This window comes from Mycobacterium sp. IDUB_36 (assembly GCF_055419225.1).
In genome coordinates, this window is sequence record NZ_JBVAXH010000001.1 from 703282 (window position 1) to 722952 (window position 19671).

General features: G+C 66.2%; 18 protein-coding genes and 1 pseudogene. 7 read left to right on the forward strand and 12 right to left on the reverse strand.

Translation table 11 applies throughout. From position 1 onward, the window contains the following. Window positions 1-2: 2 nt before the first annotated feature. The 3 genes from ACZYW1_RS03360 to ACZYW1_RS03370 form a co-directional block, all read right to left on the reverse strand. Window positions 3-647 carry a vitamin K epoxide reductase family protein gene (locus tag ACZYW1_RS03360; RefSeq protein WP_463783264.1) on the reverse strand — a complete coding sequence of 215 codons (645 nt, stop codon included), beginning with the start codon at window positions 645-647 and terminating at the stop codon, window positions 3-5. Further along, a complete protein-coding gene (locus ACZYW1_RS03365; protein ID WP_463783266.1) occupies window positions 644-1405 on the reverse strand; it encodes a DsbA family protein in 762 nt (253 codons plus the stop codon). The genes ACZYW1_RS03360 and ACZYW1_RS03365 overlap by 4 nt, the downstream gene beginning before the upstream one ends. Window positions 1406-1639: 234 nt before the next feature. After that, a complete protein-coding gene (locus tag ACZYW1_RS03370; RefSeq protein ID WP_463783268.1) occupies window positions 1640-2752 on the reverse strand; it encodes an alpha/beta hydrolase in 1113 nt (370 codons plus the stop codon). On the opposite strand from ACZYW1_RS03370, the gene ACZYW1_RS03375 reads away from it, so the two are divergent. Then, window positions 2751-3593, forward strand: a complete 843-nt coding sequence (locus ACZYW1_RS03375; RefSeq protein WP_463783270.1) for an aldo/keto reductase — start codon at window positions 2751-2753, stop codon at window positions 3591-3593. The genes ACZYW1_RS03370 and ACZYW1_RS03375 overlap by 2 nt on opposite strands. A 3-nt stretch (window positions 3594-3596) precedes the next feature. Further along, on the forward strand, window positions 3597-4442 hold the full coding sequence (locus ACZYW1_RS03380; RefSeq protein WP_463783272.1) for an aldo/keto reductase: 846 nt from the start codon (window positions 3597-3599) through the stop codon (window positions 4440-4442). On the opposite strand, the gene ACZYW1_RS03385 is transcribed toward ACZYW1_RS03380, so the two are convergent. Genes ACZYW1_RS03385 through ACZYW1_RS03395 form a run of 3 tightly spaced genes read right to left on the reverse strand, consistent with a single transcriptional unit; the run spans window position 4443 to window position 9078 of the window. Beyond that, on the reverse strand, window positions 4443-5156 hold the full coding sequence (locus tag ACZYW1_RS03385) for an HNH endonuclease family protein (RefSeq protein ID WP_463783274.1): 714 nt from the start codon (window positions 5154-5156) through the stop codon (window positions 4443-4445). It abuts the gene before it with no gap. Beyond that, entirely contained in the window at window positions 5153-7375 is a 2223-nt protein-coding gene (gene recG, locus ACZYW1_RS03390; RefSeq protein ID WP_463783276.1) for an ATP-dependent DNA helicase RecG, read from the reverse strand. The genes ACZYW1_RS03385 and recG overlap by 4 nt, the downstream gene beginning before the upstream one ends. Before the next feature lie 2 nt (window positions 7376-7377). Next, window positions 7378-9078, reverse strand: a complete 1701-nt coding sequence (locus tag ACZYW1_RS03395; RefSeq protein WP_463783277.1) for a DAK2 domain-containing protein — start codon at window positions 9076-9078, stop codon at window positions 7378-7380. 162 nt (window positions 9079-9240) lie between these two features. On the opposite strand from ACZYW1_RS03395, the gene rpmB reads away from it, so the two are divergent. Beyond that, window positions 9241-9435 carry a 50S ribosomal protein L28 gene (gene rpmB, locus ACZYW1_RS03400; protein WP_293003454.1) on the forward strand — a complete coding sequence of 65 codons (195 nt, stop codon included), beginning with the start codon at window positions 9241-9243 and terminating at the stop codon, window positions 9433-9435. Between the two features lie 22 nt (window positions 9436-9457). Here the strand turns inward: rpmB and ACZYW1_RS03405 are convergent, their stop codons facing one another. Both ACZYW1_RS03405 and ACZYW1_RS03410 read right to left on the reverse strand, forming a co-directional pair. Next, the gene (locus ACZYW1_RS03405; RefSeq protein ID WP_463783279.1) at window positions 9458-10141 is read right to left on the reverse strand and encodes a uracil-DNA glycosylase; all 684 of its coding nucleotides are present in this window, start codon (window positions 10139-10141) and stop codon (window positions 9458-9460) included. 111 nt (window positions 10142-10252) lie between these two features. Beyond that, a complete protein-coding gene (locus tag ACZYW1_RS03410) occupies window positions 10253-11218 on the reverse strand; it encodes a thiamine-phosphate kinase (RefSeq protein WP_463783280.1) in 966 nt (321 codons plus the stop codon). Between the two features lie 76 nt (window positions 11219-11294). On the opposite strand from ACZYW1_RS03410, the gene ACZYW1_RS03415 reads away from it, so the two are divergent. After that, the gene (locus ACZYW1_RS03415; RefSeq protein ID WP_463783282.1) at window positions 11295-11816 is read left to right on the forward strand and encodes a DUF3515 domain-containing protein; all 522 of its coding nucleotides are present in this window, start codon (window positions 11295-11297) and stop codon (window positions 11814-11816) included. Here ACZYW1_RS03415 and ACZYW1_RS03420 read toward each other — a convergent pair whose 3' ends face one another. Both ACZYW1_RS03420 and ACZYW1_RS03425 read right to left on the reverse strand, forming a co-directional pair. Next, entirely contained in the window at window positions 11817-12938 is a 1122-nt protein-coding gene (locus ACZYW1_RS03420) for a D-alanine--D-alanine ligase family protein (protein ID WP_463787658.1), read from the reverse strand. It lies immediately after the preceding gene. 56 nt (window positions 12939-12994) lie between these two features. Beyond that, window positions 12995-13996, reverse strand: coding sequence for an NAD(P)H-dependent glycerol-3-phosphate dehydrogenase (locus ACZYW1_RS03425; RefSeq protein ID WP_463783284.1), 1002 nt, complete (start codon window positions 13994-13996; stop codon window positions 12995-12997). 212 nt (window positions 13997-14208) lie between these two features. Here ACZYW1_RS03425 and cofC point away from each other — a divergent pair, with 212 nt between their 5' ends. The 3 genes and pseudogenes from cofC (at window position 14209) to mutT1 (ending at window position 18144) form a co-directional block, all read left to right on the forward strand. Beyond that, window positions 14209-14874, forward strand: a complete 666-nt coding sequence (gene cofC, locus ACZYW1_RS03430) for a 2-phospho-L-lactate guanylyltransferase (protein ID WP_463783285.1) — start codon at window positions 14209-14211, stop codon at window positions 14872-14874. 65 nt (window positions 14875-14939) lie between these two features. Beyond that, a pseudogene (locus ACZYW1_RS03435) lies at window positions 14940-17142 on the forward strand (RNA degradosome polyphosphate kinase). 69 nt (window positions 17143-17211) lie between these two features. Then, entirely contained in the window at window positions 17212-18144 is a 933-nt protein-coding gene (mutT1, locus tag ACZYW1_RS03440) for an 8-oxo-(d)GTP phosphatase MutT1 (protein ID WP_463783287.1), read from the forward strand. Between the two features lie 70 nt (window positions 18145-18214). Here the strand turns inward: mutT1 and ACZYW1_RS03445 are convergent, their stop codons facing one another. Together ACZYW1_RS03445 and leuD are read right to left on the reverse strand one after the other, a co-directional pair. Further along, the gene (locus ACZYW1_RS03445; protein ID WP_463783292.1) at window positions 18215-18862 is read right to left on the reverse strand and encodes an HU family DNA-binding protein; all 648 of its coding nucleotides are present in this window, start codon (window positions 18860-18862) and stop codon (window positions 18215-18217) included. 200 nt (window positions 18863-19062) lie between these two features. Then, window positions 19063-19659 carry a 3-isopropylmalate dehydratase small subunit gene (gene leuD, locus ACZYW1_RS03450; protein ID WP_463783293.1) on the reverse strand — a complete coding sequence of 199 codons (597 nt, stop codon included), beginning with the start codon at window positions 19657-19659 and terminating at the stop codon, window positions 19063-19065. Window positions 19660-19671 lie beyond the last annotated feature (12 nt).

The following is a 19671-nucleotide window of genomic DNA, read 5'->3' on the forward strand; positions in this document are numbered from 1 at the left end:
GTTCAGATCAGCGTGGACCAGTAGTCCCAGAACCGGACCACAATCAGCAGGAAGACGGCGGTGAACCAGATCGTGGCAAGCGACCACCGCCAGTGGTGCAGTCCGCGCGCGATCGCGCCGCCGCGAACCTCACCGCCGGAGCGGACGGCAACCGAGGCGACCACCACCAGCAGCGAGACGGTCGCCACCCACACCACCATGCAGTACGGGCACAGCGCGCCGATCCGATAGAGGCTCTGGAAGATCAGCCAGTGCACAAACCCGGCGGCGGCCAGCGTTCCCAGCGTCAATCCAACCCAATACCACTGAGGCAGAGGAACTTTGGCCACCGTCAACAAGCCGGTGACGGTGACGACGGCGAATGCGGCAATCCCGATCAACGAATTCGGAAATCCGAACGCCGATGCCTGCGGTGTCGTCATCACCGAACCACACGACACGATCGGGTTGAGATTGCACGACGGCACGTACGACGAGTTGATCAGCATCTCGATCTTCTCGACAGTCAGCGTGACCGAAGCGATCAGGCCGGCCACCCCTGCGACCAGGATCCACAACCCACTCGCCCGTGACACCGTCGTCGAAGGTTCCGGGCCTTCTGAATGTTCGACCGGCCCATCAGGTTTCGCCGACGCCGTCGTGGTCACGACGCTGCTGGGGTCGCAGCCGAGTCGATTCCCGGGACGTCACCGACGATTCCTTTGATCTTGGTGACGAGGTCTTGCGGTGTCGTCCACTGGTAATCCTGGCCGTTGATGCGGACCGTCGGGGTGGCGTGAATCCCGGCGGAGGTGATCAGACCGTCGACCATCGGAAGGTATTTGCCGTCTTTGACGCACTGCGGAACCTTGCCCACCACACCTGATTCCCGCGCCAGTTCGATCAGCTTCGCGTTGTCGGGGAAAGACGTTCCGGCCTCGTCGGGCTGAAGGTCCTTGCTGTACAGCGCGGTGTGGAATCGCCGGAATGCATCGACCGACTCGTCGGCGATGCAGTAGGCGGCGTTGGCAGCCCGCGACGAGTATTCCTGGTTCTGCGGCCTGCTGAGAAAGCCCGTCATGTAGTAGTCAGCGGCGATGGCGCCGTCGTCGATCAGTTTGGACACCGTCGGCCCGAAGCTCCGCTCGAAGTTGCCGCACGCCGGGCAGAGGAAGTCTTCGTAGAACGACACCACGGCTTTCGGGTCATGGCCGCCGTCCTTGGTGACCAGCTTGCTCGACGTCACCCGGATCGCCCGCGCACCGTTGGCGGCGGTCTTCTTGTCATGGGAGATCACGATGTAGCCCACCAGCACGACGGCGAACAGCACGACGATCGACGTGAGCCCGATCCTGACCAGCAGGTCGCGTCGCCGTCCGGCGGCGTTCAGGTCGTATTTGGCGGGACGGTTTGATTTGGCGGCCACGGGCTAACTCACACTCCGGTCACTCGGCTTCGATGTCCGACCGCGGTGCGGTCGGCGATAGCGCTTAAGCGTACCGGCGATCGCAATTGCCAGGTCAGCGCGGTGACGATGCGGGCCGGTACGGCCCGAGGAGGAACCGCGCCATCCAGCCACGCGGTGACGATGCGGGCCGGTACGGCCCGAGGAGGAACCGCGCCATCCAGCCACGCGGTGACGGTACGGGCCGTGAGAACGTCAGACGCGGCTGAGATGTGCCCGCAGAGCCGAGATCAGTCCGGTGGTGGCCTGCGCACTGCCTCCACCGAGCGGGAAGAGGCTGGCGAACCCGTGGGTCAGCGAGCCCATCGAGCGTAGGTCGACATCGACTCCGGCGGCTTGCAGCGCGGCCGCATAGTCGTCGCCTTCGTCGCGCAACGGGTCGAAGCCCGCGGTCGCGATCAGGGCGGGTGGCAATCCCGACAGCGAGGCCGCCCGCAGTGGCGAGACACGAGGGTCGGCCGGGTCGATGTCCGACCCGCCCAGGTACTGCTTGGTGAACCAGTCGATATCGGCTTTGGTGAGCAGAAAACCGTCGGCGAACAGGCTCAGCGACCTGGTCTGCGCGGCGAAGTCGGTGCGCGGGTAGATCAACCACTGCAGCACTGGTTGCGGGCCGTGCGGATACTCGTCACGGGCCAACTGGGCCACGATCGCCGCCAGGTTTCCGCCGGCACTGTCGCCACCGACGGCCACCTTGCCCGGAAGCGCGCCGAGCTCCGTGGCGTGTTCACCGGCCCACGCGAATGCCGCGTAGGCGTCGTCGATGGCGGCCGGGGCCGGGTGCTCGGGAGCCAGGCGGTAGTCGATCGACAACACCTGGACGCCGGCGTCGCGACAGGTCAAGCGGCAGAGCGGGTCGTGGGTGTCGAGGTCACCGATCACCCAGCCGCCGCCGTGGAAGAAGACCACCAGCGGCGCCGGGTCTGTGGTCGCGGGGCGGTAGTGACGGGCGGGGATCGAACCGGCGGGGCCGGGAATCGACACGTCGCTGACACCGACGTGGATCTGCGGGCCGGCGAAGCCCAGCGTCATCTCGCGCATCTGCGCGCGTGAGACTGCGGCGTCCTCACCGAGAACCAGGCCGTTCATCCCGAACGCGCGCAGACCGGCCAGCGCCAACTGCAGAGTCGGGTCCAGGGTGTTGCCGTCGATGGTGATCGCGCGGCCACCGGACAGCAGCCGTTTCGCACGGGTGGGCACCCACGGGATCACTTTCATGCCGGCGGTGGTCGCGGCGCTCTGCAATCTGTCGGCCCAACCTTTGGTGGTGAGCTTCGAATCCGGCACGCCTGGCAGACTTCGTGTCATGGCTAGTTCCTCGAGTCCCTCGGTCCCTCTGAACGACGGCAATTCGATCCCCGCCCTCGGATTCGGGGTGTTCAAAGTCCCGCCCGCGGACACCGAGCAGGCGGTGAGCACCGCGCTGCAAGCCGGATACCGCCACATCGACACCGCCGCGGCGTATCGCAACGAACGCGAAACCGGCCGTGCGGTCGCGGAGTCCGGCGTGCCCAGGGACGAACTGTACTTGGTCACCAAGCTGTGGAACTCCGAGCAGGGCTACGACAGCACGCTGACCGCATTCGACGCCAGCATGGACCGACTCGGCCTCGACTACCTGGACTTGTACCTGGTCCACTGGCCCGTTCCCGCCCTGAACAAGTTCATCGACACCTTCAAGGCGTTCGTCCACCTGCGCGATCAGGGCCGGATCCGCTCCATCGGGGTCAGCAACTTCGAGCCCGAGCACATCAGGGCTGTCGTCGACGCCACCGGCGTGGTGCCCGCCGTCAACCAGATCGAGCTGCACCCGCGGCTGCCACAAAACGAGCTGCGCGAGCTACACGCCCAGCTCGGTATCGCAACCGAAGCATGGGGTCCGCTGGGCCAGGGATCGCTGCTCGGCGACCCCGCCGTCACCGCGGTCGCCGAGAGCGTTGGCCGGACACCAGCTCAGGTCCTGATCCGATGGCATCTTCAGCTGGGTAATATCGTCATCCCCAAGTCGGTGAACCCTGAGCGGATTGCGAGCAATTTCGACGTGTTCGATTTCGAATTGACCGAAAACGACATGTCGTCCATCTCGTCGCTCGACGACGGAAACCGGCTCGGTCCTGATCCACGAACCTTCGACTACACAGGCAGGTGAACGATGTCGGGCGGCCCTGACCTTTCAGTCCCCACCATTGCGCTCAATGACGAGAACACGATCCCGGTGCTCGGCCTCGGTGTCGCCGAATTGTCCGACGACGAGACCGAGCGGGCGGTGTCGACCGCGCTCGAAATCGGCTATCGGTTGATCGACACCGCCGCGGTGTACGGCAACGAGGAGGCCGTCGGGCGCGCCATCGCGGCGTCCGGCATCCCCCGCGCCGAGCTGTTCATCACCACCAAGGTCGCCAATGCCGACCAGGGTTTCCAGACCAGCCAGGACGCCGTCAAGGTCAGCCTGGACAAGCTCGGCTTGGACTATGTCGATCTCTTCCTCGTCCACTGGCCGATGGCGCAGCTCGGCAAGTACGTGGACACGTTCGGCGGTCTGATCCAGGCCCGCGGCAACGGCCACACCCGATCGATCGGCGTGTGCAACTTCAACGAGGAATACCTCGAGACGGTCATCGACCTGACCTACGTCACCCCCGCCGTCAACCAGATCGAACTGCACCCGCTGCTCAACCAGGCCGAGCAGCGCGCAATCAACAAGCAGCACAACGTCGTCACCGAGGCTTACAGCCCGTTGGGTGTGGGCAAGGTGCTCGACGACGCGACCGTCACGTCGATCGCCGCCGAATACGACCGCAGCCCCGCGCAAGTGCTGATCCGGTGGAGCATCCAGCTCGGCAACGTGGTGATCCCGCGCTCCGGCAACCCCGAGCGGATCGCCAGCAACTTCGACGTCTTCGACTTCGAGCTGACCGCCGAGCACATGGAAGCGCTCAACGGACTCGACGACGGCACCCGGGTCCGCCCGGATCCGCTCACCTACACCGGCGACTAGTCATCCGGCCGGGCAGGTGCTCGCGGCCTGGCGCAGGACGTTGCTCGAGACCAGGTCGATCGGCAACCCGTAACCCCGGGACACCGCGATGAACTGCATGGCGTACTGGCAGTGGAACGCGGCGTTGGGCGGCATCCACAGCGCGGGCTGAGAGTCGCTCTTGTCCTGGTTGGCCTGCCCTTGTACGGCAAGAAGATTCGCCGGATCGTTGGCGAACCGTATTCGTTGCGCGACGGGCCAGTCATAGGCGCCCATGTCCCAGGCCAGCGCCAACGGCACGATGTGGTCGATCTGCACCGCCTCACCGACTTTGGGACCACGGTGAAAGTTGATGGTGGCGTTCGTATACGGGTCGTGCAAGGTGCCGGTCGCGACGGCGTCGGGACAGCGTTTGGTCGCGACCAGGGTTTTGTCGACCAGATCGCGGTTGAGGACGTCGTTGCGGGTGTCGCACCCGTTGTGGCCGCCGGGGGCGTCGTTGTCGTCGGTCCAGGCGTCACCGAAGACCGCCCGACGGTAGTCGTAGTGGCGAACCCGCCACGGCACCACGGTGATTCCGGCCAGTACGTCGACGCCCGGCTGAACGGTCGGGACGTCGGCGCGGGCGGCGAACTCCTGGTCGCGGTCCCCGGCGGAGGTGATCACCGCCTGGTAGGCCACCAGCACGGTGAGGATCGCGGTCGCCCACAGCCACAGCCAGCGTGTGCGGGTCACGACTTGTCCAGGAATTCGATGCGCTCGTTGCCGGTGAACGGTGCCGCGAGCAGCGCCAGCCCGGTATGAGCCGCTGAGTCGTCGTAGACCTGCTCGCAGAAATCGCGGGCCGCCTCGATGATCTCCCGGTGGTCGATCAGCGACAGCAGTCGCAGCGTGATCGCGCGACCGGATTGGCTGCGGCCCAGCACATCTCCTTCGCGCCGTTCCTGCAGATCGAGATCGGCGAGCTCGAACCCGTCCAGCGTCCCGGCGACCGCGGTCAGCCGGCGGCCGGCCCGTGAGTGCGGTGCCATCCAGCTGGCCAGCAGGCAGATGCTGGCGTGCTGGCCCCGCCCGATACGGCCGCGCAGTTGGTGCAACTGGCTGATCCCGAAGCGGTCGGCGTCCATCACCAGCATCACCGTCGCGGTGGGAACGTCGACGCCGACTTCGATGACGGTGGTGCACACCAGCACGTCGATCTCGCGGGCACGGAACGCCGTCATCACGGCGTCCTTCTCGTCACCGCTCAACCGCCCGTGCATGAGTCCCAGGCGGAGCCCGGCCAACTCTTCTGCACCCAAACGCGCGTAGAGCTCTTCGACTGTGGCCGAGGGCCTTTGGTCGTTCTCACTCTGACCACCGCTGTCGGAGTCGTCGATCCGGGGCGCCACCACATAGGCCTGTCGGCCCTCGCGCACCTCCTCGATGATGCGATGCCAAGCACGGTCCAGCCAGGCCGGTTTCTCCTTGACGAAGATCGCGGTGGTGGTGATCGGTTGCCTACCCCGGGGCAACTCGCGCAACGTCGACGTTTCCAGGTCGCCGAACACGGTCAGGGCCACGGTCCGCGGTATCGGGGTCGCGGTCATCACCAACAGATGCGGCGTGATGCCCGCGGGCGCCTTGGCCCGCAACTGGTCTCGCTGTTCGACACCGAACCGGTGCTGCTCGTCGACGACCACCATGCCGAGCTTGTGGAACTCGACGGTGTCTTGCAGCAACGCGTGCGTGCCGACGACGATGCCGACCTCACCGCCGGCGATGTCAGCGCGGACCTGTTTCTTGTGGGCCTGCGACATCGAGCCGGTCAGCAGGGCCAGCCTGGTCGCGTTGTCCTGCCCGCCGAGCTGGCCGCCCATCGCCAGCGGACCCAGGACATCGCTGATGGATCGGAGATGCTGCGCCGCAAGGACTTCGGTAGGCGCGAGCAGCGCACACTGGTAGTCGGCGTCGACCATCTGAAGCATCGCCAACACCGACACGATTGTTTTGCCCGAACCCACCTCACCCTGGAGGAGTCGGTTCATCGGCCGGCTTTCCGCGAGCTCTCCGGAGAGCACCTCGAGCACCTCGCGTTGGCCGGCGGTCAGATCGAACGGCAGGCGATGCAGCAGTTCGTGCTTGAGCCCTTTCGGGTCCGAAGGGGCCACCGGCCCGGACTGCGCCAATTCGCCGTGGCGCCGACTCACCAACGCCCACTGCAGACCGACGGCTTCGTCGAAGGCCAACCGCTCACGAGCTCGCCGTCGATCGGCATCGTTCTCGGCGAGGTGGATGGCGCGCAATGCCTCGTCCTCGGACACCAGATTGTGCTCGGCACAAAGCTTTTCGGGCAGCGGATCGGCCACCGGGTCGAGTACCTCGAGCACTTGCCGGACACAGTTGAAAATATCCCAGCTCTGCAGCTTCGCACTGGCCGGGTAGATCGGGTAGAAGGTGCGCTCGAACGCCTCTTGCAACACTTCCCCGCTGACCGCCTGCGACGCATCGGCGATCATCTTCAGCGACCGGCTGCCGTGGTTTCGTCCGTCGGCGGCGTCGAGAACCAAGAAGTCCGGGTGGGTGAGCTGCATCGTGTTGCGGAAGTAGCCGACCTCCCCGGACAGCATGACGCGGGTGCCTTTGGACAACTGGTCGGTGATCCATTTCTTCGGATGGAAGAACGTGGCGGTGACCTTCCCGCGACCCGAGCCCAGAGTCACGCGAAACAGCTTGTCTTTGGGGCGGTTTCGGATCGGGAGCAACGCGGTGTCGGTTATTTCGTCGACGAGGGTGACGTGCTCGCCCTCGGGCGGCTGTTCGTCGTCGGCGCCGCGGACCGACGCACCGACGACGTAGCTGCGCGGGTAGTGGCGGAGCAGGTCGTCGACAGTGCGGATGCCGAACACGTCGTCGAGTGGGCCCGCGGCCTTCGCGCCGACGACGTAATCCAGGCGGTCGGTGAGCGACGCCATGGTCACTCGACCCCGATCAGCAGCGCGTCGCCGCGGTGCTCGGTGCGATAGATCGCGAGCTCGATTCCGAGGTGGTGGTCGTGGACGTGCCGACGCAAGGCGGCTTCTACGGAGTCGACGTCCACGCCATCGCCGGCCAGCACGGTGATCAACTCACCCCCGGCGCCGAGAAACAGGTCGATCAGGCCAGTCGCGGCACCCGCGACATCGGGAGCCACGATCAGGACCTCGTCACCGGCGATGCCGAGCCCGTTGCCCGGCTCGCAGGCGCCCGCCCAGGTCAACGCCGTCTCCGTCGCGACCCGCACCGCCCCGTGCCGGGCGCTGCCGGCGGCCCGGGCCATCGTGTAGCCGTCGTCGACGGCTTGGCGGCCCGGTTCGTGGACCGCCAGCGCGGCCAGACCCTGCACCATCGAGCCGGTGGGCAACGGCACCACGTCGATGCCCCAACCGATGGCCGCCGTGCAGCCGGCCACCAGTTCCTCGGCCGGCACGTAGCCGTTGGGCAACACCATGACCTGAGCCGCACCGGTGTCGACGACCGCGCGTAACAGCTGCTGGGCGGTGATGACCGTCGCCGGGTCCTCGGCGAGCGGGTCGGGCCGCAGCACGCAGGCGCCTTCGTCGGCGAACAACTCGGCCGCGCCGTCACCGTCGACCACGGCCAGCACCGCCCGCTCCCGCGTCCAGCTGCCGGGTGGCAGCCCGCTGGTACCGCTGGTCAGCATCGAGATCTGGATCCGGCGGGGGTTTCCGAACACCAGACCGGCTTCGATCGCCGCGCCCGCGTCATCGGTGTGCACGTGGACGGAATAGCCGCCGACCACACCGGACGTCGCGATGGCGACCGATTCGCCGAGCTCGTCAAGACGCTCGCGCAGCAGGTCGGCTCCTTCGTCGTCGCAATCGCCCAGCAGGTACATGACCTCGAACTGCGGCGCGGGGGGCTGCGCCGGCAGCTCGGACGTCTGCCGTCGGGGGGCCGGCTCGTAGACCTTGCGACTGGGCGCCTGGCCGGTGAGCGTCGAGCGGAGTGCGTCGAGCAGAACCAGCAGGCCACGGCCACCGGCGTCGACCACGCCCGCGTCGCCGAGCACATCGAGCTGCTCGGGTGTCTTCTCCAGGGCGACCACCGCTGCCTCACCGGCGGCGGTGACTGCCTGCGGCAGGCCACTGCCGACCTCGGCAGCCTTGTCGACGGCATCACCGGCGGCCTGCAGCACCGACACGATCGTGCCCTTGACTGCACGGCCGCCCATCGAGGCGACGACGAGGTCGACCCCGCGGTGCAGTGCCGCGCCGAACAGCGTGGCGTCGATCTCGGCCAGTTCACCGCCGGAGTCGGCGGCGGCGCGGGCAGTGACGTCGGCGATGCCGCGCAGGATCTGGGACAGAATGACCCCGGAGTTGCCCCGGGCGCCGTTCAACGCGCCCGAGGACAGGGCGGCTGCGGTCTTGACCACGTCGGCGGAGTTCGCCTCGGTGTTCGCCTCGGCGAGCGCCGAACGCATGGTGAACAGCATGTTCACGCCGGTGTCAGCGTCAGCGACCGGGAACACGTTGAGGCGGTTGATCTCGTCGATGTGGGTGATGAGGTCACCAACCGCGGTGTGCGCCCAGTCCCGCAACGCGGACGCATTCAGCGCGCGAGATGGCTCAGCCAGCCCCGACCCCACCGGAATCCCACCTCCTCGCGCCGCCATCGGTGCGCGCCAGCCTAGCCACTCGCGGCGACAGCACAGGTAACGTGACACCCGCCGTTTGTTGATGGTTTTGGCAGTTCTGCCCGGCGGGAGCTATTCTTGCCAGGTCGTCGGGCCACCCGTCGCTTGGTTGTTGGCCCCAGAGTCTGAGGAGTTTCACGTATGGCTGCCGTCTGCGATATCTGCGGGAAGGCCCCCGGCTTCGGTAAGTCGGTGTCGCACTCCCATCGCCGGACCAGCCGCCGGTGGGATCCCAACATCCAGAGCGTGCGCGTCGCCGACCGTCCTGGCGGCAACAAGCACCGTGTCAACGTGTGCACGTCGTGCATCAAGGCCGGCAAGATCGTCCGAGGCTAGAACTCGCCTCTGCGCAGGCCGCTCACGGCAGCCGCCAATCGATCGGTTCGGCGCCCATCTGCGCCAACAACTCGTTGGCGCGGGTGAACGGACGCGATCCGAAGAACCCCCGCGACGCCGACAGCGGCGACGGATGGGGCGATTCGATCGACAAGCAGTCGCTACCCGTCAGCATCGGTTTGAGCGTCGACGCGTCACGTCCCCACAGGATGGCCACCATCGGCTGTCGACGATCGACCAACGCGCGAATCGCGTGCTCGGTGACGGCTTCCCAGCCTTTGCCGCGATGGGACGCCGAATTGCCCGGCTGGACCGTGAGCACTCGGTTGAGCATCATCACCCCGCGCTGAGCCCACGTCGTCAGGTCGCCGCTGGTGGGCGCCGGGAACTCCAGATCGCTGACGTATTCGCGAAAGATGTTCTCCAGGCTTCGCGGCAACGGTCGCACATCAGCGGCCACTGAGAAGCTCAGGCCGACGGCGTGCCCAGGCGTCGGATAGGGATCCTGGCCCACGATCAGCACCCGCACCTTGTCGAACGGAAAGGTGAACGCGCGCAACACGTTCTCCCCGGCGGGCAGGTAGCCGCGACCGGATGCAACTTCTTCCCGGAGAAACTGCCCCATCGTGGCGACCTGTTCCTCGACCGGCTGCAGCGCGGCGGCCCAGCCCGGGTCGACAAGATCGCGCAGAGGCCGAGCGGTCACGCTGATTCCTTCACCGACGGCACCGAGCGGGTACCGGTCACACGATCCTCCACCGGGGTCACCCTACTGGGCACCTGTCCGCCGCTTCTCGGTCCGCACCATGGCACGCCGTCAGCGCTCGGAATACGACTGCCATCCGGCGTATCCGTCCCACGACGCCCCGTCGACGAGCACGTCTGCCGGGCCGTCGAGCACCCGCCCGATCGTCCGCCAACCGTCCGGTACCCGACCGGTGAAGGCCGCCACCAAGGCATGGTCCTCGCCGCCGCCGAGCACCCAGGTCCACGGGTCGACACCGACCGCTTCGGCGGCCTCCGCCAAGGCGTCACGGTCGACCCTCAATGCCTCGGTGCTCACATCGACGGTGACGCCGGACGCGTCGGCAACATGACGCAGATCGCCGATCAGCCCGTCGGAAATGTCGATCATCGCCGCAGCGCCCGCTTCGGCGGCGACAACCCCCTGCCGGTACGGCGGTTGTGGAACCACATGGCGTCGCCGTAATTCGTCGAACCGGTCAATACCGTTGTCCCACAGCGCATATCCGGCAGCCGACCATCCCAGGCGCCCGGCGACAGCCAGTAGCGAACCGGCTCGGGCGCCAGATCGCAGGACCGGTGCCCGGCCGCCGAGGTCGCCGAGAACTGTCACCGACACCACCCACAGCGGGCTGCTGACCAGATCTCCCCCGACGATCCCCGCGCCGATCCGCTCGGCCTCGGCCCACATTCCGTCGGACAGCGCGGCGACCTGCTCGACCGGGGTGTCGCGCGGCGCGCCGAAGCCGACGACGAATCCGGTGACCCGTGCGCCCATCGCCTCGATGTCGGCAGCGTTCTGCGCCATGGCTTTACGGCCGATGTCGTGCGGCGTCGACCAGTCCCGCCGAAAGTGCCGGCCCTCGATCAGCATGTCGGTGGACACGACCACTCGTCCGTCGCCGGCGGATATCACCGCACCGTCATCGCCGGGTCCGACAATCACCGCGGCGGACGCAGCCCGGCCCCGGGTCAGCCGATCGATGACCTCGAATTCGCCGACCTCGCCGAGTGTGCGTTCCGAGGCGTTGCCGTCCACGCCCACCTCCTCGCCGATCGCCGCTTGGAAACCACGGTAGGTTCTACGACGCCGAGACCGAGCAGAGGGTGAGGGAATGGCCGACTCCGACGGCCCGCCACGGGCCGCGCTGATCACCGCGCTGGTGATTGCGATCGGCACGATCGGAGTGATTCTGGGTGTCGCGGCGACCCGCCACCGGACCGCCCCTGCTGTCATCGCCGCTGTGCCCGCGCCGCACGCGCAAGACCCCGCCTGCCGAAAGCTGACCGACGCGCTGCCTGAGCGCCTCGGCGACTACACCAGGGCCCAGGTCGTCCAACCGGCACCGGTCGGTGCCGCGGCGTGGCAGCCCGCCGGCGCGGGAGACCCCGTCGTGCTGCGGTGCGGTCTCGAGCGTCCGTCGGATTTCGTCGTGGGATCCCCGGTCCAGGTCGTCGACCGGGTGCAGTGGTTCGAAGTCAGCCAAGACCAGCGCACCACCTGGTACGCGGTGGATCGAGAGGTCTATGTGGCGCTGACGTTGCCGCAGGGCTCCGGGCCGACACCGATCCAGCAGCTCTCTGAGCTGATCGACAAACTCATGCCGGCCCACCCGGCCGACCCGTCGAAGGGCTGACTAGCCCAGACCGGTCCCCCGCGACAACGCGGTGTCCACCATGGTCGCCAACAGGCTTTGATAATCCACGCCGCTGGCCGCCCACATTCGCGGGTACATCGAGATCGTGGTGAATCCGGGCATCGTGTTGACCTCGTTGATCACCGGTCCGTCCTCGGTGAGGAAGAAGTCCACCCGTGCCAGTCCCCGGCCGTCGATTGCCTTGAACGCCCGAATTGCCAAGTCGCGCACCGTATCGCTGACGTCGTCGTCGATCTTCGCGGGCACGTCGAGCTCGGCGGCGTCATCGAGGTACTTCGTCGCGAAGTCGTAGAAGGAATCCTCACGCCCGCGGACCCCAGCCACGCGAATCTCCCCCACGGTGCTGGCTTGCACTGTGCCGTCCGGGAATTCGAGCACACCGCATTCCAGTTCCCGCCCGACTATCGCGGACTCGACGATCACTTTCGGGTCGTGCTTGCGCGCGTAGTCGATCGCCGGGGCCAAATCCGCGTGGCTGGCCACCCGGCTGACCCCGATCGAGGAGCCGCCGCGCGCGGGCTTGACGAACGCCGGAAGACCCAGCCGGTCAAGCTGATCGGCCGGCAGCGAGGGTTCCGTCGGGCGCAGCACTGCGTAGTCGCCGATCGGCAGTCCCTCGGCCACCAGCAGCTTCTTGGTGAACTCTTTGTCCATCCCGGCCGCGCTGGCCAGCACACCGGCGCCTACATAGGGGATCCCGGCCAACTCGAACAGGCCCTGAATGGTCCCGTCTTCACCGTAGGGCCCGTGCAAGACCGGAAAGACCACGTCGACGGACGCCAGCACCTCGGCGCCACCGGGCGCCAGCGAGACCAGCTGCCCGGCCCGGCGCGGGTCCGCGGTCAGCGCCAGCTCGGTGCCCGAGTCAGAAGTCACGTTCGGCAACTGTCGGTTGGCGATGGCCAGCGCTTCGGGATCGCCGTCGGTGAGCACCCACGAGCCCTCCGGAGTGATGCCGACTGCGACGACGTCGAACCTCGTCGGGTCGAGGTTGCGCAGAATGCTGCCCGCGGAGACACAGGAAATGGCGTGCTCGTTGCTGCGTCCGCCGAAGACGACGGCGACCCGGACACGGCCCGAACCGGGCGTGCTGGACGGCAAACGGGCGCTCACAACGTGTGAGGCTACCGTCTGGCGTTTCGGTGCTGGTTACAAGCTCATTCCGGCTTCGTGCTGCGGCCCAGCAACGCGACCACCGCCTGGTCCACCGATAACCCCTTGTGGCACACCCGGTGGACGGCATCGGTGAGCGGCATCTCGACGTCGTAGCTGGAAGCCAGCGCCAGCACCGACTCGCATGAGGTGACCCCTTCGACGACGTGACCGTCACGGGCCCGCAGCGCTGCCTCCATGCCCTCGCCCCGCCCCAGACTCTCGCCGAAGCTGCGGTTACGGGACCGCGGCGAGGTGCAGGTGGCGACGAGATCGCCGACACCGGCCAACCCGGCCAGCGTCGCGCCCTTGGCTCCCACGGCGATCCCGAACCGCATGATCTCGGCCAGACCTCGGGTGATGATCGCCGCCGCGGTGTTCTCGCCCAGGCCGACACCGGCCGCCATGCCACAGGCCAACGCGATCACGTTCTTGCAGGCGCCGCCGATCTCGGTGCCGATCACGTCGGCGTTGGTGTAGGGCCGGAAGTAGGGGGTGTTCAGCATGCGCTGCAGGGCAACGGCCCGGCCGGAGTCGGGGCAGGCGATCACGGTGGCGGTCGGTTGCTCGTCGACGATCTCGTTGGCGAGGTTCGGCCCGGAGATCACCGCGACCTGGGACGGGTCGGCCGCCGTGGCGGCCACGATGACCTGACTCATCCGCATCAGCGTGCCCAGCTCGATTCCTTTGGCCGCGCTGACCAGGGTGGCGCCCCGCGTCAGCAGGCCGGACCACTGCTCGAGGTTGCTCCGCATCGTCTGCGCGGGAACGGCCAGCAGCACCGTCGTGGCTGCGTCCAGGGCTTCGGCCGGGTCGGCGGTGGCGTGGATGCCGTCCGGTAACCGCACGCCGGGTGCGTAGTCCGGGTTGGTCCGGGTCGTGTTGATCTGCTCGGCGATGTCAGATCGTCGTGCCCACAGGGTGACTTCACCACCGGCGTCGGCGAGCAACTTGGCCAACGCCGTGCCCCACGCACCGGAACCCATTACTGCTGTCGTGGTGGGCATTGTTCGACTGGGTCCCGTCTGGTCAGTGTTCTCTAACTCCCCGGCGGTACACGGTAGCTCAGCGACGATGCAGGCCGGCACGGCCTGAGGAGGAGGTGGGCACTGCAACCCAGCTCAGCGACGATGCAGGCCGGCACGGCCTGAGGAGGAGGTGGGCACTGCAACCCAGCTCAGCGACGAGGGGCCGAGGTGGACCCTGGCAGGATGGGGCGGTGAGCCACAGCAGAGTCGGCGCCGGCGGAGACGTCGGCCTGATCGTGGCCGTCAAGCGTCTGAGCGCCGCCAAGACCAGGCTCGCGCCGATGTTCTCGCCACCGGCCCGCGAAGCCATCGTGCTGGGCATGTTGGTCGACACCCTTACCGCCGCAGCGCAGGTGGACTCGGTCGGTCTGATCACCGTGGTCACTCCCGATGACGTCGCGGCTGCGGCGGCGATCGAGCTCGGCGCCGCCGTGCTCCCCGATCCGACGCGGGACGGGCACCCGGATCCGCTCAACAACGCGATCGCCGCGGCCGAGCGCGTCGTTGCCGCATCAACATCGAATATTGTTGTCCTGCAAGGAGATCTGCCTGCGCTGCAGACCGGCGAACTCGATGAAGCCATCGCGCAGGCGCGGCAGCATCGACGCAGCTTCGTCGCCGACCGGGCCGGCACGGGCACGGCGGCGCTCTGCGCGTTCGGAGTACCGCTCGATCCGCTGTTCGGCCTGAATTCGTCAGCTCTACACCGGAATTCGGGTGCAGCCGAACTCACCGGAGCCTGGCCGGGAATGCGGTGTGACATAGATACCCCTGAGGATCTGGTCATCGCGCGCGGCCTCGGTATGGGGCCGGCCACCTTGAAAGCACTCGAACGATCGGATTCCCAGGCCGGGTAACGACGGGTGAACACCGGCTCAACGGCAAATGTCCCGTTGCCGGTCAGTAGCAGCACCCCCCACCGATGGGGAATGATCGCAAGGGTGACTGACATCGAAGCCCCGGACGCCACCGTCGCCGGCGAATCGCCCGCGTGGCCGGCCAACGATTCCACCCCGGGAGCCCCGCCTGCCACCACCGCCACCGCTGTCGAGAACCCGCTTCCGGAGGACCGCTACCTCAACCGTGAGCTGAGCTGGCTGGACTTCAACTCGCGCGTTCTTGCGCTGGCCGAAGACACGTCTCTACCGCTGCTGGAGCGGGCAAAATTCTTGGCGATCTTCGCCTCCAACCTCGACGAGTTCTACATGGTCCGCGTCGCCGGCTTGAAACGACGCGACGAGATGGGCCTGTCGGTGCGCTCCGCGGACGGACTGACACCTCGCGAGCAGCTACGCCAGATCGGCGAGCAGACCCAGAAAATCGCAACGCGGCACGCAGAGGTGTTCCTCAACTCGGTGGAGCCCGGGCTGGCGAGCGAGGGCATTCACATCGTCACGTGGGCCGACCTCGATCACGCCGAGCGTGACCGGCTCTCGACCTATTTCACCGAGCAGGTGTTCCCGGTGCTGACTCCCCTGGCGGTCGATCCTGCCCACCCCTTCCCGTTCGTCAGCGGCCTGAGCCTGAACCTCGCAGTCACCGTGCGCCAGCCCGACGACGCCGGCCAGCACTTCGCTCGAGTCAAGGTGCCCGACAACGTCGATCGGTTCGTCGAACTCGACAATCGGTCGGGCACCGACCAGTCGCACGGCAAGAAAGAGGTTCGCTTCCTGCCGATGGAGGAGTTGATCGCGGCGTTCTTGACCGCGCTGTTCCCCGGCATGGAAATTGTTGAGCACCATGCATTCCGGATCACCCGCAATGCGGACTTCGAGGTCGACGAGGACCGCGACGAAGATCTGCTGCAGGCACTCGAGCGCGAACTGGCCCGTCGCCGGTTCGGATCCCCGGTGCGCCTCGAGGTTGCCGACGACATGACCGAGCACATGCTCGAGCTACTGCTTCGAGAGCTCGACGTGCACCCCGGTGATGTGATCCAAGTGCCTGGGCTGCTTGATCTTTCGTCGCTGTGGCAGATCTACGGCGTCGATCGGCCGACGCTGAAAGATCCCGCCTTCGTTCCCGCGACCAGCCCGGCATTCGCCGACCGCGAGACACCGAAGAGCATCTTCGCGACGCTGCGAGAGGGTGACGTGCTGGTGCACCATCCCTACGACTCGTTCTCGACCAGCACGCAGCGGTTCATCGAGCTGGCTGCCGCCGACCCGAATGTGCTCGCAATCAAGCAGACTCTCTACCGCACCTCCGGTGACTCACCGATCGTCCGGGCCCTCATCGAAGCCGCAGCCGCCGGCAAGCAGGTCGTGGCACTTGTGGAGATCAAGGCACGATTCGACGAACAAGCCAACATCAAGTGGGCCCGTGCGCTGGAGCAGGCGGGCGTTCACGTGGCCTATGGCCTGGTGGGCTTGAAGACTCACTGCAAGACATGTCTGGTGGTCCGGCGCGAGGGTTCGACCATCCGGCGCTACTGCCATATCGGAACCGGCAACTACAACAGCAAGACTGCCCGGCTGTACGAGGACGTCGGCCTGCTGACGGCCGACCCTGATATCGGCGCCGACCTGACCGATTTGTTCAACACGTTGACGGGTTATTCGCGCAAGGTGTCGTACCGCAATTTGTTGGTCGCGCCGCACGGTATCCGCAAGGGCATCATCGAACGCGTCAACCGGGAGATCGCGGCGCACCAGGAGAACGGCAACGGCGACATCCGGCTGAAGATGAACTCGTTGGTCGACGAGCAGGTCATCGATGCGCTGTATCGCGCGTCGCAGGCCGGTGTGCGGGTCGAGGTAGTGGTGCGCGGAATCTGCGCGCTGCGCCCGGGCGTCGAGGGTTTCTCCGAAAACATCACCGTGCGCTCTATCCTCGGCCAATATTTGGAGCACTCGCGGATCTTCAATTTCCGTGCCATCAATGAGTTCTGGATTGGTAGCGCCGACATGATGCATCGCAACCTCGATCGCCGAGTCGAAGTATTGGTTCAGGTCAAGGACCCCCGATTGACCGCTCGACTGAACGACATCCTCGAGTCCGCGCTGGATCCGGCAACGCGGTGCTGGGAATTGAAGCCGGAAGGTCAGTGGAAAGCGCTGCCGCAAGCCGGCCAATCTGTTCGCGACCACCAGGTGTCATTGATGGAAGAACACCGCAGCCCCTAACCGACGAGGAAACCGCAGACTTCTGGCCGCAGGGCCCCAAAGGGCCCCAATTGACTTGCAGGGGTGCAGGTGTCGACTCAATCCTCGTCGGGGCGCTCGACGGGCAAGACCGTGCTCGCCGCCGGCGGCGTGCTGTGGCGGCCCGGGCACAACGAATCCGCCGCTGAGGTCGCGGTGATCCACCGGCCGCGCTACGACGACTGGTCCCTACCCAAAGGCAAAGTCGATCCGGGTGAGACAGAGCCTGTGACCGCTGTACGCGAAGTACTCGAGGAGACCGGATATCACGTCCGGCTCGGTCGCCGGATCGCGACGGTGAGCTATCCGATCGAACAGCGCACGAAGAAAGTCCAGTACTGGTCAGCCCGCAGCATCGGCGGCAGCTTCGCCGCCAACAACGAAGTCGACGAACTCATCTGGTTGCCGCCCAGCGCGGCGATCAAGAAGGTGTCCTACCCGTACGACCGAAAAATCCTGCGACGGTGGGCCAAACAACCGTCGGACACCAAATCCGTTCTGATCGTGCGACACGGGACCGCGGGCAGCAAGTCCCGATTCTCCGGCGACGACAAGATCCGCCCCTTGGACAAGAAGGGCCGCGCGCAGGCCGAGGCGCTCGTCGCTCAACTGGCGACGTTCTGCCCCACCGATGTGTTCTCTGCCGATCGCCTGCGATGCCACCAGACGGTGGAGCCGCTGGCCGAGGAACTGGGTGTGGATATCGGCAACGAGCCGAACCTGACCGAAGAGGCTTATGCCGACAATCCGAAGCGCGCTCGACGCCGGGTATTGCAGATCGCCGAATCGCATCGCATCCCGGTTATCTGCACCCAGGGCAAGGTGATTCCAGACCTGATCGCATGGTGGTGCGAACGCGACGGAGTGCGCCCGGACAAGTCCCGCAACCGCAAGGGCAGTACCTGGGTGCTGTCGCTGGCGGACGGCCGATTGGTGGCGGCCGATCACATCGGCAGCGCGCTGGCGTCCAACGTAGAGGCCTGACACGCAAATTCGCCGCGGGCGGCTCCGGAGAGCCGCTTCCGCGACGAATCTGGGTTTGGTGCGTTAACGCTTAGCGACGACCGCGACGGGCGGTGGTCGCCTTTTTGGCCGGAGCCTTCTTGGCAGCGGTAGTGGTCCGCTTGGTCGCAGCTTTTTTGGCCGGAGCCTTCTTGGCAGCGGTAGTGGTCCGCTTGGTCGCGGCCTTCTTGGCCGGAGCCTTCTTGGCAGCGGTAGTGGTCCGCTTGGTCGCGGCCTTCTTGGCCGGAGCCTTCTTCGCGGCAGTCGTTGTCCGCTTGGTCGCTGCTGCCTTCTTGGCCGGAGCCTTCTTCACAACCTTCTTGGCGGCCGCCTTCTTTGCCGGCGCCTTCTTGGCCGCCTTCTTGGCCCCACCACTTGCGACAACTCCACGCTTCACTGCTGGTCCTTCCGCCGGGAGACGTTGCGAGCCAGAAACAACCGCCTTGAATTGTGCGCCGGGCCGGAAGGCCGGCACGGACGTTGGCTTCACCTTCACCGTCTCGCCGGTGCGGGGGTTACGAGCTACGCGGGCCGCGCGGCGCCGCTGCTCGAAAACACCGAACCCGGTAATGGTGACACTGTCGCCCTTGTGCACGGCGCGCACAATCGTGTCGACGACATTCTCGACGGCCGCGGTTGCGTGCCGACGGTCTGAGCCCAATTTGTCTGTGAGTACATCGATGAGCTCTGCTTTGTTCATTCAAGTCCTCCGAAGCTAGTGGCCCTCGTTTGGACCGACTAGAGGACACGGTAAACCCTCGAGTGCCTGATTTCCAAGAGCCACGCGCAATTTCAATGGTTCCTGGCGAACTTTTTTGGAATCCGCTTGCCGCCCTTGGGAGGTGGCGAAGCGGTCAAATACGGCCCTGGGGCGCCGCAATTTCGGGGCCCCTCGGACAGTCAGCCGGTCGGCAAAGTCTTCGGCTTCCAGTCCGGGCGAGACGCCTCGAAGACTTCGATCTGATCGCGTTTACGCAGCGTAAGGGCTATGTCGTCGAGACCTTCGAGCAATCGCCACGCGGTGTAATCGTCAATGTTGAACGGCACCACCACCGTTCCCGCCGACACATTCCGATCTTGAAGGTTCACAGTGATTTCCAGCCCAGGGTTGCTCTCGATGAGCTTCCAAAGAAGTTCAACATCATCTTGAGCAACTTCGGCCGCTAACAGACCCGACTTCCCCGCATTGCCGCGAAAAATGTCACCGAAGCGCGACGAGATCACCACTCGGAAGCCGTAGTCCATAAGCGCCCACACGGCATGCTCGCGAGAGGATCCCGTGCCGAAGTCCGGTCCGGCGACCAGTACTGAACCCTTGTCGAATGGGCTGAGATTGAGGATGAAAGACGGATCGTTGCGCCACGCGGCGAACAATCCGTCGTCGAAACCTGTTCGGGTGACTCGTTTCAGATAGACCGCGGGAATGATCTGGTCGGTGTCGACATTGGAGCGTCGCAGCGGCACGCCGATTCCGGTGTGGGTGTGAAAAGCGTCCATTGGATGTCTCCC